Genomic DNA, 15,699 nt, shown 5'->3' on the forward strand with positions numbered 1-15,699 from the left:
GTCTTGGCTCGCCGGCTCCCCGCGCAACTGGCAGGCGTTGATGCTAGACTGAGGCACGCTGCTGCTCGATGAGGAGGCCAATGCCCCAGCAGATCACGGTGACGGTGAACGGCCTTCCGTATACGCTCACTGTGCCTGCCGATCGGATGCTGATCGACGTCCTGCGCTACGACCTCGCCCTGACGGGGACAAAGGAGGCGTGCGGGGTCGGCGTCTGCGGCGTCTGCACGGTTTTGCTCGATGGCGAGATGGTCAGCAGCTGCCTCGTTTTTGCGATCCAAGCCGATGGCCGGGCGGTCACTACCATCGAGGGGCTGGGCGACCCGGAGCATCTCTCCCCGCTGCAGCGCGCGTTTATCGAGCAGGGAGGGTTTCAGTGCGGGATCTGCACGCCCGGCCAGATCGTCGCGGCAACGGCACTGCTGAGGGAGCACCCTGCGCCGAGCGAGGATGAGATCAAAGCGTGGATGAGCGGCAATCTCTGCCGCTGCACCGGCTATTACCAGATCCTGCGGGCGATTAAGGCAGCGGCATCGTGAGCGACTTCGCGGTGTTCCGGCCGCACACGGTTGAGGAGGCGGTGGCGCTGCTCGCCCAGTACGGGGAGGAAGCGCGGCCGCTGGCGGGAGGAACGGCGCTTGCGCTCCTTGTCAAGCAGCGCCTCGTCCACCCGACGGCGCTTATCTCGCTTGCTGCGATCCCGGAGCTCCGCGGGGTCCGGCGCGAGGCAGATGGGCTTCACCTGGGCGCAATGACGCCCCACGCTGAGGTGGAACGGCTGGACGGCGCAGCGGGAGTGCCCCCCCTGCTGGTCGAGACCTATCGCCGTGTCGCGACACGGCGTATCCGCAACCAAGCAACCGTGGGCGGTGGCCTAGCGCACGGCGACCCCGCTCAGGACCCGCCGGCCGCCCTGCTGGCGCTCGACGCGCTTGTGCGTCTCGTAGGGCCGGCAGGCGAGCGCGTCCTCCCCGTGGAGGCGTTCTTCGTCGACTACTATCAGACGGCGCTGCAGCCGGGCGAGCTGCTCACCGAGGTGATCATTCCGCCGCAGCCGGAACGAGCGGCTGGCGTCTATCTGAAATTCCTGCCCCGCACGGTGGATGACTATGCCACGGTTGCCGTCGCAGTGCGGCTGTCGTTGGCGGGACGCGAATTGACCGATGTCCGCATCGCCTTTGTCGCGGCAGGGCCGACGCCGATCCGGGCGCGAGCGATCGAGGCCATGCTCGACGGGGAAGTTCCCCGGCCCGGGCTCCTGCGCGAGGCAGGGGAGCGGGCGAAAACGATCGTCGACCCGCTTGATGACGTGCGAGGCTCAGCGGCGTACAAGCGCGAGATGGCAGCCGTTTTCTTACGCCGGGCGCTCGAAAGCGCGGTGGAGCGAGCGAGGGCAGGGAGATGAAGTTTGAATACGCCGTCCGGGTCTCCTTGCCGGCGGCGCAGGTGACGGCCTTTGTGTTCGATGTGCCGGCAGTAGCGGCCTGTGTGCCGGGGGTTGAACGGGTCGAGGCCGAAGGGGGCGGAGTTTACCGCGGCGTGATGAAGGTCGTCATCGGGCCGGTCGCGCTCACGCTCACGGGCCACGTGCGCGAGGAGGTCCGCGACGCGGCGACGGGGACGGTACGCCTGCGTGCTGAAGCGGCCGACCGCCGCGTCGGAGGCTCGGTGCGGGCGACGCTGCTGCTCAGCATTGTCGCGCTCCATGACGATGAAACAGAAGTGCGGATCGTCTCCGAGGCCTACTTGCTCGGCAAGCTCGGCGAATTTGGCCAGCCGCTGATCCGGAAGAAGGCCGACCAAGTGTTCAGCGCATTCAGCGAAACGCTTCGCCAGCGCCTCAGCAGCGCACCGCAGAGCAGCGGCCTTGACCTGCTAGCTGCCCAGTGAGGCGTCGTAGCGAGCCATTGCCCGCCCCATCCGGCGGACGCCCTCGGCGAGCTGGTCCGCGGGCAGGAAGCTGAACGAAAGGCGGAAGTATTCCGGCTGGGGGTCGCTCACGAAGAACATGCGGCCGGTGTTAATGACGACCCCTTCCTCAGGACACAGGTTGCCCATCTCAGTGGCGTTGCCGCGCTTCAGCCGCAGCCAGAGAAAGAACCCGCCGGCAGGGGTCCGCCACGTGACATAGGGAGCGCAGTGCTCCTCTAACGCCGCGACGATCGTTGCAAGCTTGTGGCGATAGACTGTGAGCGCGTTCGCAAGATGGGGCGCGAAGGCGCCAGCCTTGAGGAAGCGCCCGACGAGGCGCTGCATCATCGGGGTGGTGCCCATGTCGGTCCGCATCGCATTGAGCGTGGCGGCGATCGGGGGGGAGGCCATCATCCAGCCGACGCGCAGCCCCGGGCCGATCGACTTGCTGAAAGTCCCCAGTTCGATCGTGTGCTGCGGCGCGAGCCGGAAGATCGACTCCGGGCGGACATCGCCGAGCCGGATGTCCCCGTAGGCATCGTCTTGGAGGATGATGAAGTTGTAGCGCTCGGCCAATTCGGCGAGCCGCCGGCGGCGCGCGTTCGAAAGGACGGTTCCCGTGGGGTTTTGGAAGTTCGTGATCGTATAGAGCAGTTTGACCCGCTCGCCTGCCGTGCGCAGGCGGAGTAGGGTCTCTTCTAAGGCGTCAACGATCAGGCCATCGTCATCGAGAGGGACGGTGACGATATTCGCGCGCTCGATCCGGAAGGTGCCGACCGAGCCGGGGAAGGTGGTCTGCTCGACGATGACGGTGTCGCCCGGATCGAGAAAGGTTTGGGCGGCAAGCGCCACCCCTTGGGAGATACCGTTGGTGATCGTGAATTGGTCGATCGTCGGTTCAAAGCCGTCACGCTCCAGCACATGGGCGGCGATGCCTTCGCGCAGGCCTGTATACCCGGCCACGCCGCCGTAGTTCCACGCCGCATGACGATCTTCGAGTAAGACTTCCCGAAACGCCTCGCCAAACCACTCGACCGGATAGGTAGCGGGGTCGGGGATCCCGCCTCCGAAGCGGATGAGCGAGTCGTTGATGACCGGCAGCGCGCCGAAACGGGGAGCATACGCGGTGCGGGCGGCGTAGAGAGACGCCGGATCAAAGAGCGCTTTCTCGACCATGGGAACCTCTCGGCGCGGAAGGGCGCGTCGAGAGTATACCCAAGGCCGGCTTCCGACAAGCTACAATCGAAGCGAGAGGCAATGATGCCGTTCAATCCCTACGAACTGGGCGATATTCCTGCCGACCTGGCGGCGCGCTACGATCAGCTTGCCCGCGAGCTCCTCGCCAGCCGCGAGCGGGCGCTGGCCGCGCGGGACCAACGCTGGATCTACCCGGCGTTCGATCCCGAGGGGCTGGTTCTCGATGCGGCGCATGAAGCCGACCGCGCTCATCCCTACTTTGCCCTGATCGACTCGCTGCTGCAGCAGACGTTTGTCCCCTATGCCGCCGGCCACGACGGCGACCTCGGCCTCGTTGGGATTGTCGGCCCGGTGGTGGTGATCCACAAGACGGCCGGCTGCGGCGACTGCGGTGGGGCAGTGACGACAGACCTCGGCATCCAGGCATTTCTGCGCCGCTACTTCGAGAACCCCTACCTGCTGGTCATTGCGCTCGATGATGACGCCATCGAGTCCCCCCTCTCGATTGAGGAACTTGTCGGGGCCGCCGCGGCACAGCTGCGCTAAGGCTGTCAGGAAGAGGGGCCCACGATCGCTTTCAGGCGATCCTCGAGCGTCTTCTCGTCGAGCGGACCGAGGTAGACCGACTGGATGATGCCCGCCCGGTCGACGAAGACTGTGGTGGGGAGGCCGCGGACCCGGTAGCGGCTCACGACGTCGCCGTTCTTGTCCAGAAGCACCGGGAAGGTCAGGCCGAATTCCTCGACGAAGGGACGGACTAGGGCTTCCCCCTCTTGGACGTCGACTGCCAGCACCGTCAGCCCGGTCGCCCCGTAGCGGAGGAAGGCAGTCTGCAGGAGCGGCATCTCCTCGCGGCAAGGAGCGCACCAGGTCGCCCAGAAGTTGATCACGACCGGCCTGCCCCGCAGGCTCGAGAGCGAAAGCGAGCGGCCATCGAGCGTCGGCAGGGTGAAGTCCGGCGCTGTGCCGCCGATCGCGGGGGCGCCGCTAGCCGGCTGGCATGCACTGAGCAGGAGCGCACCGAGCGCCAGCAGCGTGCGGATCACAAGGTGAGGCCGGGGCCAAAAAGCTGGGTGAGGAACCCTGCCAGCCAGAGCAGCTGGCCGCTGAAAAGCAAGATACCCATCACGACGAGCACTGCTCCGCCGAGGCGAGGAACAAGAGCGAGCAGCGGACGGGCGCTTCGGAGGAAGCGGATAACTTGCTGAAAGGCAAGGGCACTCACAATAAAGGGGATGCCAAGCCCGAAGGCGTAGAGGGCGAGCAGCATCATCCCCTGCCAGACGGTGCTCTCCTGACTGGCGAGACCAAGAACGCCAGCAAGAAAGGGGCCAATGCAGGGGCTCCAGCCGACGCCAAAGGCGGCTCCCATGAGATACGGGCCGACCCGGCCGGCGGGTTTGGTCCACGCAAGGCGGGCGTATCGTTGCAGGAGAGGGATCTGGAAGAGCCCCATCATCTGCAGCCCGAGGATGATGATCACCACGCCGGCAACCTGCATAACGACGGGCTGATATTCGATGAGGAAACGGCCGACAAGCGAGGCGGTGGCGCCGAAAAGGGTGAAAGTGGTCGCAAGACCGGCGACGAAGAGGAGTGCGCCGGCGACAACGCGGCTCCGCATGCCGCTCGAGTTCTCCTGAAGCGCGTCCACCGTTGTTCCGCCCAAGTAGCTGAGATAGGCGGGCAGCAGAGGAAGAACGCAGGGGGAGAGAAATGAGAGGAGACCCGCAACCACCGCGAGGCCGATCGAGACGAGGTTCAGCTCCATGTCAGTCGTTCATCCTTCTGGCGGGGAGTATACTACCCTCGCGTACGGCCCGAGCCACATATCCCCGGCTTTCTCAGGGAGAAGCGACGTCGATGCGCGATACCGCGGAGCGCTGGCGGGAGACGGGGTGAGCGTCGACCCTGCGATGTCCGCTAAGCAGGCAGCAGTCGCTCGCGCTGCGCAGGAGATCCAGAACGGGATGATGCTCGGTCTTGGGACGGGCAGCACGGCGGAACTGCTCTTCCCGATCTTGCGTCAGCGTCTTGCGGAAGGGTGGCAATTGACTGCGGTGGCGACCTCGGAGCGGACTGCCGCGCTGGCGGCGGCGATTGGGGTTCCACTCCTCCCGCTCCGGCATGCCGTGCAGGTGGACCTGACTATCGATGGCGCGGACGAGGTCGACCCCGCCCTGCGCCTCGTCAAAGGGCGCGGCGGGGCGTTGCTGCGCGAGAAAATGGTTGCCCAAGCGTCCCGCCGCGCGATTATTGTCGTCGACGACTCGAAGCTGGTGCCGACGCTCGGCACTCGCGCTCCCCTCCCGGTAGAGGTGGTCCAGTTCGGCTGGGAAGCGGTGAGCGAGCGGTTGGCCGCCCTTGGAGCGAGCGAGGTGACGTTGCGCGAGCAGGCGGGGAAGCCGGTCCTCACCGATAGCGGAAATTATCTCCTCGACTGCCGCTTCCCGGGCATCGCTGACCCAGAGGCGCTCGACGTGGCGATCCACCGAATTGCGGGCGTGGTCGAACATGGGCTCTTTCTCGGCCTCGCCGACACCGTCATCGTCGGCAGCGCCGACGGGTCGACGGCCGTACTGTCCCAGAGTAAGGAGCGTCTGTGACGTCCGCCCTCGAGCGCATCGAACAGTACTTTCAAGAGAGAGCTATCCGCTACCGTCGCACCGACGATGCTATCGAGGTGTCGTTCTACGGTTATCCGATTGCCGAGCGCTACCGGATTGTCTACCTCGAACGAGCGGATGCGGTGCTCGTTTCCAGCCACGGCATCGCTTATCCCCGGCTGAGTCAGGAAGAGCGGGTGCTGCGAGCGGTGCTGACTTGGAACCATGAGGCAATAGGCGCGTGCTGGAGCTACGACCAAGAGACGCGCGGGATCTGCGCTGACACGACCCTCTATCTCGCGGGAGAGCCACTCAGTCTCGCTCAGTTCGACCGCCACTTCAACGGGCTAGTCACGCAGGTGCGCAGGAGGCTGCCCGACCTCCTGCGCCTGATCGTTGAAGAGCCGGAGAGCGCCCTTGACCCTGCTGTCAAGGCGCAGCTCGAAACGATCCTCCAGCAGCAGGAGCAGACGGATGATGACCGCGGCGAGGATGGCTCGGAGACAGCCCGCGACGGCAGCGACCCGCCTGGCCCCTCTGCCGAGCATTGAGCGTTCCTTTCCCCGCTAGAGCGGGCCGCCGAGTTCGACAACCGCTTGGGCGCGCCGAACGGCGCCATGCCGGTCGAGGGCAGTGAGCCGCAGCGTCGCCGGGCCGCGCAGGTCGCCCGGTTTCCACACCGTCAGCGGGCGGTTGATCACTGGCCCGTTCCCGCGCGCCAGCAGCGTCCACTCTTTGGGCTCTTTCCCAGCGCCGACATGCAGTTCCCAGCGGATCAGGTCGTCGCCGGTCACCGTGCCGATAATCTCGACCCGGTCGGTAATCGGCCGCGTGATCGGCGCGAGGTGGACAGAAACTGCTGTCCAAGAGAGGGAGGAGATAGCGCTGCCCACGCTCTGAAGCCAGCCTGTCGCCTCGGGCGGGAGGACGACGGCCACCCTCGTCTGCCCGCCCTCTTGGATTGGCCGGTGGACGGGGCAGATCATCGTCGGTGCCTGCCCTTTAACAACCACTTCTCGAGCGAGCGGACAGAAGGCGGTAGGACGTTGTCCCGAAATGGCGCAGACGGTGGCGTACTCAATGTCTGAGGGGAGGGTGAAGCGCTTCACCTCCCTACCGGCGAGCGCCGCCGTCATGAAGGCGTTCCAGATGGGGGCAGCGGTCGTCGAACTGAACGCGGGCTTCATCGGCTGGTTATTGGTGTTGCCGACCCAGACGCCGACAGCGAGCTGGGGCGTGTAGCCGATGGTCCAGAAGTCGCGGTAATCGTTCGTCGTTCCGGTCTTGACGGCGGCCGGCCGGCCGCTCACAACGAGCGGACTGGCGACCCCGAACATCGGCGCGCGCGCGATGTTGTCGGTGAGGATGTCGGTCACCAGAAAGGTCTCAGCTTCTGGAACGACCCGCTGGGTGCGCGGTTTGTAGTGCTCTTCGATGATATTGCCCCACGGGTCGCGCACTTCGATGATGACGGTCGGCTCGATTGTGCGCAGCCCCGGCGTCTGGCGGAAGGGCGGCACCGAGGAGCCGGCCATCACGCCGCCGTTGGCGAGAACGCTGTAGGCATAGGTGAGGTCGAGCAGCTTCACCTCGCCGCTGCCGAGAGCGAGCGACAGCCCATAGCGGTTCTGGGCGCGCAGGTCGGTGATCCCTAGCCGGTGAGCGAGGGCTACGACGTCGTTCACGCCCGCAAACTGCAGCGCCTTCACAGCGGGAGGGTTGAGCGACTGGGCAAGCGCTTCACGCGCGCGGACGGGACCGCGGTACTTGCCGTCGGCGTTTTGGGGAATGAAGTCGCCGTTTCGTCCGTCGGGATAGCGGCTGGGGATGTCGAGCAGCATCGTCGCGGGGGAATATCCCTTCAGGAAGGCGGCAAGATACGCGATCGGCTTGAAGGCGGAGCCGGGCTGACGCGGGCTGAGAGCGACATTCACCTGACCGCGGATCGAGTCGTCCCAAAAGTTGGCGGAGCCGACCATGGCGAGGATCTCGCCCGTGGACGGCTCGATCGCCACGAGCGCCGCGTTCGTCGCATTGATGGCTGCAAGCCGCTTGACGCCGTCGGCGACTGCTTGTTCGGCCTTGCGCTGCAGGTCGAGGTCGAGGGTGGTGATCACGCGGAAGCCCCCCTGCTCGATCAGCCGCCGGCCGTAGGTCGCTTCTAAGCGGTCGCGGACGTAGTTGACGAAGTGAGGGGCGATGATCGGCGAACTCGGCGGTTGAAACCGCAGCTCCGCGGCCTTCGCGGCCTCTGCCTCTGCAGCGCTGATCATCCCGCGCCGCACCATCAGGTCGAGCACATCGGCTTGGCGCGCCTTCGCGGCGGCGGGGTCGGTATAGGGGGAGTAGCGGGATGGCGCCTGCACTAAGCCGGCGAGCAAGGCCGACTCAGCGAGCGTCAGGTCGACAGCGCTTTTGCCGAAATAGGTGCGCGCGGCGGCTTCGACGCCGTAGCTCAGGTTGCCGTAGTAGACCTCGTTCAAATACCACTCGAGGATCTGGTCCTTGGAATAGCGGCGGGTGATCTCGAAGGCAAGCACGGCCTCGCGCAGCTTGCGGTCGAATGACTGGACCGCTCGCTCTTCAGGCGGGATGATGACGTTCTTGACAAGCTGCTGAGTGATGCCGCTTCCCCCCTCGACGATCTCGCCGGCGCGCAGGTTGTTCAGTGCGGCACGAATAATTCCGCGAAGCGAGACGCCGGGATTGGAGTAGAAATCAGCATCTTCAGTCGCAATTGTGGCGTCACGGAGCGACTGCGGGATGCGCGAGAGCGGAACGATCGTTCGCTTGCCGCCCGACGGGTCGAAGATCTCGAAGAGGAACGTGCCATTGCGGTCGTAAATCTTGGTACTCGAAGGCGGGATGCGGCGCGCCACCGTTTCTGGGGGGGCGAGCGTCCCGACGTAGTCGTTGTAGGCCCAGACTGCGGCGGCGAGGAGCGCCCCTAGGAGAACGAGGCTGCCTGTGAGACGGGCGAGACAGCTTCCGCCCCGCCCCGGAGGCACTGCTGCTGCCTTGGGCGCGCGCTTCGCCTGCGTCGGCGGAGAGGGAAGCGTTGCGGAAGAGCGCGCCATCAGAACTGTTTGCGGACGACGACGTAGTGCGACAGCCCAAACCATTTGAGCGGGGAACGCTCGAGGGCGTAGAGGACGCGCCGCAGCAGCGCGCCGAGACGGGGTCGGCGCGCGGCGATGTTGTCGAAGCCCGGGTAAATCGCCGTCTCGACAACGACCCGGCCCGGAAGGCCGCGGAACAGTCGGCGAATAGCGCCGGGAAGGTAGGCGCGCACATGCGGCGCGAGGCGGTTGCGCAGCGGCGAGGGAAGGTAGCCGAGAAGAGGGATGTTGCCGAAGACATAGCCGCGGCCTGGCAGGTAGGCCCCGTGCGTTTCAAAGGGAAAGAGCCGGTTTGGCGCAAAGATCACGATCGTGCCGCCCCATTTGGTGACGCGGTGCGCTTCGCGGATCGTCTCGCGATCGTCGAAGACGTGCTCGATCACTTCGTGGAGCAGCACCATGTCGAAGGTGTTGTCGGCAAACGGCAGAAACTCCGAGGCGGCTTGAACGATGAAAGGCAGCGTTCGTCCGGCTTCGACGGCGCGCGCGCGGTCGAACTCGACGCCGTACGCTTCGTCGGTGAAGCGCCGAAAGGCGTGGACATACTTCCCAATCCCGCAGCCGATGTCGAGCACGCGCCGGCCTTCGAGGGGGCTGAACTGGCGGATCAAGGCGAGCCGGCGCTCTTGGCCGAAGCGCCAGACAGAGCTTGGGTTTCCTAGCGCGATCGCGCGATCCTCGTCGTTCACTCGCCGTTCCCCTTGCCGCGCTTCATGATACTGTAGAGAAGCAGCTGACTGACCGCAAGAAGTTGCAGCCAATCAGACAGGATCGCGCATGCCTAGCGCCTAACCGGCTCGGGAAGGCGCAGCGGGTGGTCCTGAAGGTAGACGGCACCCGGGGTGCGGAGCGCGATCTCCGCCTTGGCGAGTTCCCCGCCGATGTGGAGCGCGTGGTCGATCTGGGAAAAGTACGGCTTGATCTGGAGCGCCAGCTCGGCCGCGCTTGTGCCGCGAAACTCCTGCAGGCGGACGCCCTGCGGCGAATAGTGGACGACGACGATCGCGCCGTCTTCAACTCGAATGACGAATGAGCCGCGGGGGTCGCGCTCCTCTTGGCGCGGCCGGCGCGGGGTGCGGCGCTGCCGCTGCTCGATCACGTCGCGGGCGAGGTCCCAGGCGTCGTCGGCGATGTAGGCCGCGTGGATCAGCGTAGAGAGAGAACCGAGCTTCAGCTGCCCGACGCTGTCGGCGATTAGGCGCTGGAGACGGCGCAGCGTGAAGGCGGTCTCAGGCCATGAGCGGTAGAGATCGACCGACCGCAGGTAGGCGGTGAGGAGAAGCGCTCCTGCCCGCCGGCGCGCTTGAATGAGCATGAGGTTGGGGGCGGTCGGCCGCGCTGGGTCGCGGTGGGGGTCCCAGAGGGCGGCAGTGGCGGCGTGGGTGCCGGGGTGGTCGCGCAGCGTGGCGATGAGGCTGGCGATCTGATCCCGGCCGCCGTAGTCGAAAAGCCGCTGTCCTTCGGTGTCGGCCAGCTCCGGCGGCGGGGTGGGCGAAAGGAGGAGCGGATAGGCGATCTCTTCGAGGTAGTTCGGCGTCACCGGCAGCCACGGCGGCAGGTGAGGTGCCTCGGGGCGCTCGTCGCTGACAACGAGCAGCAGGTCCGCAAGGTCTTTCTGGCGGCCGCCGAACGGCCCATCGTGAATGACGCCAAACTGCATCACAAGGCGCAGCGCCTCGACCCAGACGTCAGCGACGCGCCGGCCGCGCGCGACCATCCCCGGCCCTTCCGCGGGAAAGACATCTGCTTGGGGTTCGGTGATCGGAAAAACGCGGGGCGGCGCGAAGGGGGGGAGGTAGGGCAGCGCGCGCAGGGTCTCCCGCAGACGCTCTGGATCGAGAGGCCCGCGGCGGTCGATCAGCTGGACAGAGCGCCGGAAGTCCTCGATTGCGTCGCGCGGGAGGGCGCGGTCGATCAGGCCGACATCGCCGATGATCCGGTATTCCTCGTCAATGCCGTTCTGGGCGAACTTGAGGAACGCCTCTCCGCTGCCAGTGAGGTCGACCCCGCAGACGACGATGTAGCGCACGACCGGGTCGGCGAGCACGTTACGGATGATGTGGTTGATGCCGTCGCGCGAATACAGATTGCCGATTCGGCCGTATTCGCTCGGCTGGAGCACGCGCGCTACTTTCTCCTGCGGTGTCCAGAGCGTGCAGATGCCGATGGGGTTCGCGGGGTCGCCAACGGTGAGCGTTTGGTAGGTGTAGGTCGTGCCTTGCGCGTTGAGAACCATCGCCAAATTCTAGAGCGAAGCGCCGCGCTCTTGGCAGCCTCTCGCCTTCCTGCGCCGGCGGCGTGCGGCAAAGCGGAGGAGACGAAAGCGGGACGCTCGATCCTCGTGCCGGTGCGGCAGCAGGAGGTGCTCCCTCGAGCGCGAAGCTGTGCCCTGCCTCCTCTCGCTCGCCGGAGGAGGGCGCTTCAGCGAGTAAAGCGCCCCTTGATGAGGTGCACGCCTTCCTCTGCTGCTCGGCGCAGGGGGTGATTAGTCGGCGAAGGCGGCGGCGATGATCCGCGCCTGCTCAGCGGCATGCCGAAGCGTGGAGCCTTCGGCTGGGCTGGCTTTCTCGCGGCGGCCGATGTAGCGCAGCCGGACGCCCGCCGGCAGCAGGGTCCACAGCCGCGGGAAGACGAAGCTGTAGGCGCCCATGTTGCGCGGCTCTTCTTGGAGCCAGACGACCTCATGCACGTTGGGATACTCCGCGAGCAGCCGCGCCAAATGACCGGTGGGGAAGGGAGCGATCTCCTCGAGCCGGACGATCGCCACGTTCGGGTGCTTCGGTCGTGCCGGGTTGGTCAGCAGCTCGATCGCGACCTTTCCGCTTGCGAGGATGAGCCGCCGCACCTCGGCACGCCGCGCTGCTGCGTCGGGGTCATCGATCACGGGGAGGAAGCTGCCGGAGGTCAGGCGCTCGAGGGTCGCTGCTGCGGCTGGGTTGCGCAGCAGGCTCTTCGGCGAAAACAGGATCAGGGGGCGGGCCTCGCCGCGCCGGATGAAGGCGGCTTGCCGCCGCAGCACGTGGAAATACTGGTCTGCCGTGCTCGGAATGACAACGCGGATGTTGTCTTCGGCAAAGAGCTGGAGAAAGCGCTCAATCCGCGCGCTTGAGTGCTCCGGGCCCTGGCCTTCGTAGCCGTGAGGAAGCAGCAGCACGATCGCAGAGCGCTCTCTCCACTTCGCCCACGAGGAGACGATGAACTGGTCGATGATCGGCTGGGCGACGTTGGCGAAGTCGCCGTACTGCGCTTCCCAAAGGACAAGCGCCTCGGGGGCGCCGACGCTGTAGCCGTATTCGAAGCCGAGCGCACCGGTCTCCGAAAGCGGGCTGTTGTAGACGGCGAAGCTCGCCCGGGCTTGGGGAAGCAGGTGCAGGGGCGAAAATTTCGCTCCTGTCAGCCGGTCGTGCAGCACGAGGTGGCGGTGGGAAAAGGTGCCGCGCTCACTGTCCTCGCCGGCAAGCCGGATGGGAGTGCCGTCCGCGAGGATGCTCGCAAACGCGAGCGCTTCGGCATGGCCCCAGTCGATCAGCTTGCCCGGCTCGAGGACGGCACGGGCGCGCTGGAGCTGCTGGTCGAGCTTCGCGACTGGCGTGAAGCCCTCGGGTCGGCGCAGCAGTTCTGCGTTGAGCGCGCGCAGCGTCTCGAGGGGAACGGCCGTGTCGACATTCGTCTGGCTGGCGCGCGGCCGCTCCGCGACCGCCGGGCCGCTCGGCGCGCCGCCTTCTGCCGCGGCACGCAGCTCGGCATCGATCTGGGCGAGGAGCTGGTCCGCCTCGCCCGGCCGGATCACTCCGCGCTCCTCAAGCCGGCGCGCCCACAGTTCACGGACGGTCGGGTGCTGGGCGATCTTGGCGTAGAGCAAGGGCTGGGTATACGCCGGCTCATCGCCCTCGTTGTGGCCCCAGCGCCGATAGCCGACCACGTCAATGACGACATCACGGTGGAAGCGCTGCCGGAAGGCGTAGGCGAGGCGAAGGGCAGCAGCGCACGCTTCGACGTCGTCGGCATTGACATGGAAAACAGGGACGTCGAAGCCTTTCGCGAGGTCGGAAGCATAGAGGGTGGACCGGCCCTCGACGGGGTCGGTCGTAAAGCCGACTTGGTTGTTGGCGATGAGATGGATCGTTCCGCCGGTGGTGTAGCCCTCAAGCCGGGCGAGGTTCAGCGTTTCGGCAACGACGCCTTGGCCGGGGAAGGCGGCATCGCCGTGGATCAGGATGGTCAGCGCGCGATGGGGGTCATGGCGCGGCGCTCCGCCGCGAGAGCGATCGTCCTGCAGGGCGCGCGTATATCCTTCGGCGACCGGATTGACGAATTCCAGATGGCTCGGGTTCGGCCGCAGATGCACCAGCGGACCGCCGGCATCCGCTGAGCGCCGCCCGATCGCGCCGAGGTGATACTTGACATCGCCGGGGTCGTCGCTTGCGGCGCCGCTGCCCCGCGCTGCCTCAGCAAAAGCATGAAAAGTGACCGCGAACGGCACCCCGGTGACGAAGGTGCGGGTTGCGAGCCGCCCGCGGTGCGCCATGCCAAGCACGACGTGCTGAATCCCGTCGCGCTCTGCGAAGCGGACGACGTCGTCGATCATCGGGATCAGGATGTCGAGCCCTTCTCCAGAGAACCGTTTCTGGCCGACAAAAGCGCGATGCAGGATCCGCTCAAACGCCTCGACGCGCGTCAGCCGCTCGAGCAGCAGACGCGCCTCGTCGTCATTCAGGCCGGGCGCATATTCTCGCGACTCGATGGCGTTAGCGAGCCATTGCCGTTCTTCGGCGGAGACAAGGTGCGCGAATTCGTAGCCGATCCGCGTGCAGTACACCTCGCGCAGGGCGGCGATGGCGGCAGCGGCGTTCGGCGACCCTTCGACGAGCGGTCCGCGCACGATCGCGGCGGGGAGATGGCGCAATTCTTCCTCGGAGATGCCGAACTGGGCCAGATCAAGACCGGGGTCTTCCACCGGGCTCTGCCCAAAAGGATCGAGAGGGACAAGGGCGTGGCCACGCTGGCGGATCGCCTCAGCGAGCAGCACGGCGCGCGCGGCGGTCATGTAGGTCGCTTGGGGGGTTGCTGCGAGGCGCACCGCTGCCCGTTCAGCATGGGGCTGCCCGCTCGCCTCTGGGGCGCTCTGGGAGATGTCCGCTGGCCGACGACGGCTCTCGACGTCGAGGTCGTGCCCGGAGAAGTCGCCATGGTTCATGCTTCGCATCCGTCAACGCTGACGTTCGGTCAGCAGATTCCTAGGGTCGTCTTCATCATACTCCAGTTTTGGTAGGGTGGCGACTGCTCGCTCTCTCCATCCCGCATGCCGGCGGAGAATGGCGCGGAGGAGCACGGCCTGGGGAGGGGCGCTCCTCTCCCCCTCGTGTCGGCCTGAAAGGCGGCGGCGCGGTCCCTTCGGCTGCTGTTTGGCCGCCTCCCCGCTCCGCGCGCCGGACCTGCCCAGCGGCGAAGTCGGGCGTCTCGGCGGGACGAGCGTGCTGGCGGAGCGCGCCGAGCGGCGCCATCGGCTGCAGGGCTGACGGGACTAGCCGATTTAGGCCGAATGGCAGATTGATCAAATGCCCGAGGCGCGGTATGTTTTACGTAGTTTGGTCGTGATGCGCGCCGAAAGGGAGCGGCGCGCGTTGACGATCGAAGAGAACGAGCGCGCGTCAGCGCCGATGCGATGAAAGGAGAGAGCATGGTCGACCGCGGTTTCCTCGGAACGATGCCGCTCGCCACGGAGCGAGACAGCGACGCGTATCTCGACTTTGTTGAAGGCATCCGAGTTTTCAACGCGGCGCAGGTCGGTCCGGTCTTCCAGCAGAAGGGGACCGAAGCGATCGAAGAGTATCGGGCGAAGACCGGCAAGCCCGTCACCACCCTTGCTGAGGTGAAGCAGATCGTCGAGCACGAGCCGGTGGTGGCGACCCGCAACCGGGTGTGGCGGTGGAGCCAAGAAGGCATTTGGAACGGCGCCCGCGAAGCGTATAAGGGGCGGGAAGCGGAGCTGCTGGCGGAGCTGGACCGCTACGACAAGATGGGGCCCGGCTCGGTGCAGTGGGACCCGAACTTCCAGTATCCGGAGTACTTCGCGAAGGTCGATTTCCACATCCAGCCGGGCGGCTACTACGCTGACCCGCTCGCCGGCTACATCTACCACTACGGCACGAAGGTGTTCTTCACCGGCCGCAACAACAACGATGATGTCCAGCGCGGGCTGTGCCAGCTACTGCCGACGCCGGCCGATGGGCAGGTGCGGCGCATCCTTGACCTTGCCTGCTCGGTGGGGCAGTTTACGACGGCGTTCAAGGAGCGCTTCCCGCAGGCCGAGGTCTGGGGGATCGATGCCAGCGCGCCGATGGTGCGCTATGCCCACAAGCGGGCGGTGGACATGGGGCTGGAGGTGCACTTCGCCCAGCGCCTTGCGGAGAACACGGGCTTTCCGGACAACTACTTCGACATCATCAACGCCTTCATTCTGTTCCATGAGGTGCCGGGAGACATCGCCGAGCGGATTGTGGCGGAGGCGGCGCGGATGCTGCGGCCGGGCGGCATCTTCTGCGTTGAGGATTTCGCGAACCGGAAGCTTGGCGAAGTGGCGCCGATGGCGGAGTACTCGGGGTTCATTGACAGCACGTACAATGGGGAGCCGTACGCGCCGGCGTTTGTGCATTCGGACTTCACGGGGCTGCTGAAGAAGTATTTCCGTGAGGTGAACCCGAACTACACGGACAAGTCGTGGCTGCCGATTCGGGTGGCGGTGAAGTAAGGCGCATTACGGGCTGGAGCGCTGCCCCCTCGCCAATCCGGCGAGGGGGTTTTTGCTGTGCCGGCGTTTGCGCCCGGCATTGACGGCTGAGCAAAGCTCAAGTAAAGTCTTCTCA

Annotated in this window: 14 protein-coding genes; 7 read left to right on the plus strand and 7 right to left on the minus strand. The window is 66.2% G+C overall.

Going from position 1 to position 15,699, the window contains the following annotated elements:
• Positions 1-80 precede the first annotated feature (80 nt).
• From NZ773_06945 to NZ773_06955, 3 genes are read left to right on the plus strand one after another with little or no spacing between them, the layout of a single operon-like run.
• Positions 81-539 carry a (2Fe-2S)-binding protein gene (locus NZ773_06945; GenBank protein ID MCS6801661.1) on the plus strand — a complete coding sequence of 153 codons (459 nt, stop codon included), beginning with the start codon at positions 81-83 and terminating at the stop codon, positions 537-539.
• Positions 536-1,405, plus strand: coding sequence for a xanthine dehydrogenase family protein subunit M (locus tag NZ773_06950; protein MCS6801662.1), 870 nt, complete (start codon positions 536-538; stop codon positions 1,403-1,405). Before NZ773_06945 ends, NZ773_06950 begins: the two co-directional genes overlap by 4 nt.
• Positions 1,402-1,890 carry an SRPBCC domain-containing protein gene (locus tag NZ773_06955; protein MCS6801663.1) on the plus strand — a complete coding sequence of 163 codons (489 nt, stop codon included), beginning with the start codon at positions 1,402-1,404 and terminating at the stop codon, positions 1,888-1,890. Before NZ773_06950 ends, NZ773_06955 begins: the two co-directional genes overlap by 4 nt.
• Here NZ773_06955 and NZ773_06960 read toward each other — a convergent pair.
• Positions 1,876-3,087 (minus strand): PLP-dependent aminotransferase family protein, encoded by a 1,212-nt coding sequence (locus tag NZ773_06960; GenBank protein MCS6801664.1) that lies wholly within the window; start codon positions 3,085-3,087, stop codon positions 1,876-1,878. The genes NZ773_06955 and NZ773_06960 overlap by 15 nt on opposite strands.
• 81 nt (positions 3,088-3,168) lie before the next feature.
• On the opposite strand from NZ773_06960, the gene NZ773_06965 reads away from it, so the two are divergent.
• Complete coding sequence (locus NZ773_06965) at positions 3,169-3,654, plus strand: NifU family protein (GenBank protein ID MCS6801665.1); 486 nt, start codon at positions 3,169-3,171, stop codon at positions 3,652-3,654.
• A 5-nt stretch (positions 3,655-3,659) separates the two neighbouring features.
• On the opposite strand, the gene NZ773_06970 is transcribed toward NZ773_06965, so the two are convergent.
• On the minus strand, positions 3,660-4,154 hold the full coding sequence (locus tag NZ773_06970; GenBank protein MCS6801666.1) for a TlpA family protein disulfide reductase: 495 nt from the start codon (positions 4,152-4,154) through the stop codon (positions 3,660-3,662).
• Positions 4,151-4,879, minus strand: coding sequence for a cytochrome c biogenesis protein CcdA (locus NZ773_06975; protein MCS6801667.1), 729 nt, complete (start codon positions 4,877-4,879; stop codon positions 4,151-4,153). The genes NZ773_06970 and NZ773_06975 overlap by 4 nt, the downstream gene beginning before the upstream one ends.
• A gap of 127 nt (positions 4,880-5,006) precedes the next feature.
• Between NZ773_06975 and rpiA the strand changes: the two genes are divergently transcribed.
• The gene (gene rpiA / locus NZ773_06980) at positions 5,007-5,714 is read left to right on the plus strand and encodes a ribose-5-phosphate isomerase RpiA (GenBank protein MCS6801668.1); all 708 of its coding nucleotides are present in this window, start codon (positions 5,007-5,009) and stop codon (positions 5,712-5,714) included.
• Positions 5,711-6,265, plus strand: coding sequence for a hypothetical protein (locus NZ773_06985; GenBank protein ID MCS6801669.1), 555 nt, complete (start codon positions 5,711-5,713; stop codon positions 6,263-6,265). The genes rpiA and NZ773_06985 overlap by 4 nt, the downstream gene beginning before the upstream one ends.
• A gap of 15 nt (positions 6,266-6,280) precedes the next feature.
• On the opposite strand, the gene NZ773_06990 is transcribed toward NZ773_06985, so the two are convergent.
• The 4 genes from NZ773_06990 to NZ773_07005 all read right to left on the minus strand — a co-directional run bounded on the left by NZ773_06990 (position 6,281) and on the right by NZ773_07005 (position 14,030).
• On the minus strand, positions 6,281-8,791 hold the full coding sequence (locus NZ773_06990) for a PBP1A family penicillin-binding protein (protein MCS6801670.1): 2,511 nt from the start codon (positions 8,789-8,791) through the stop codon (positions 6,281-6,283).
• Entirely contained in the window at positions 8,791-9,522 is a 732-nt protein-coding gene (locus NZ773_06995; protein MCS6801671.1) for a class I SAM-dependent methyltransferase, read from the minus strand. Before NZ773_06995 ends, NZ773_06990 begins: the two co-directional genes overlap by 1 nt.
• 92 nt (positions 9,523-9,614) lie before the next feature.
• Complete coding sequence (locus tag NZ773_07000; protein ID MCS6801672.1) at positions 9,615-11,069, minus strand: thymidylate synthase; 1,455 nt, start codon at positions 11,067-11,069, stop codon at positions 9,615-9,617.
• A 249-nt stretch (positions 11,070-11,318) separates the two neighbouring features.
• Positions 11,319-14,030: a 2-oxoglutarate dehydrogenase E1 component gene (locus NZ773_07005; protein ID MCS6801673.1), complete on the minus strand. Its 2,712-nt coding sequence runs from the start codon at positions 14,028-14,030 to the stop codon at positions 11,319-11,321.
• 483 nt (positions 14,031-14,513) lie between these two features.
• Between NZ773_07005 and NZ773_07010 the strand changes: the two genes are divergently transcribed.
• Positions 14,514-15,584 (plus strand): class I SAM-dependent methyltransferase, encoded by a 1,071-nt coding sequence (locus tag NZ773_07010; protein MCS6801674.1) that lies wholly within the window; start codon positions 14,514-14,516, stop codon positions 15,582-15,584.
• Positions 15,585-15,699 lie beyond the last annotated feature (115 nt).

It is taken from the genome of Dehalococcoidia bacterium (assembly GCA_025054935.1).
Taxonomy (GTDB): Bacteria; Chloroflexota; Dehalococcoidia; order SpSt-223; family SpSt-223; genus JANWZD01.

Excerpts from the sequence above, each read along its gene's own strand:
- NZ773_06945 (MCS6801661.1), top strand. The coding sequence starts at position 81 with ATGCCCCAGCAGATCACGGTGACGGTGAACGGCCTTCCGTATACGCTC.
- NZ773_06955 (MCS6801663.1), top strand. The coding sequence starts at position 1,402 with ATGAAGTTTGAATACGCCGTCCGGGTCTCCTTGCCGGCGGCGCAGGTG.
- NZ773_06960 (MCS6801664.1), bottom strand. The coding sequence starts at position 3,087 with ATGGTCGAGAAAGCGCTCTTTGATCCGGCGTCTCTCTACGCCGCCCGC.
- NZ773_06965 (MCS6801665.1), top strand. The coding sequence starts at position 3,169 with ATGATGCCGTTCAATCCCTACGAACTGGGCGATATTCCTGCCGACCTG.
- NZ773_06975 (MCS6801667.1), bottom strand. The coding sequence starts at position 4,879 with ATGGAGCTGAACCTCGTCTCGATCGGCCTCGCGGTGGTTGCGGGTCTC.
- NZ773_06990 (MCS6801670.1), bottom strand. The coding sequence starts at position 8,791 with ATGGCGCGCTCTTCCGCAACGCTTCCCTCTCCGCCGACGCAGGCGAAG.
- NZ773_07000 (MCS6801672.1), bottom strand. The coding sequence starts at position 11,069 with ATGGTTCTCAACGCGCAAGGCACGACCTACACCTACCAAACGCTCACC.
- NZ773_07005 (MCS6801673.1), bottom strand. The coding sequence starts at position 14,030 with ATGAACCATGGCGACTTCTCCGGGCACGACCTCGACGTCGAGAGCCGT.
- NZ773_07010 (MCS6801674.1), top strand. The coding sequence starts at position 14,514 with ATGGTCGACCGCGGTTTCCTCGGAACGATGCCGCTCGCCACGGAGCGA.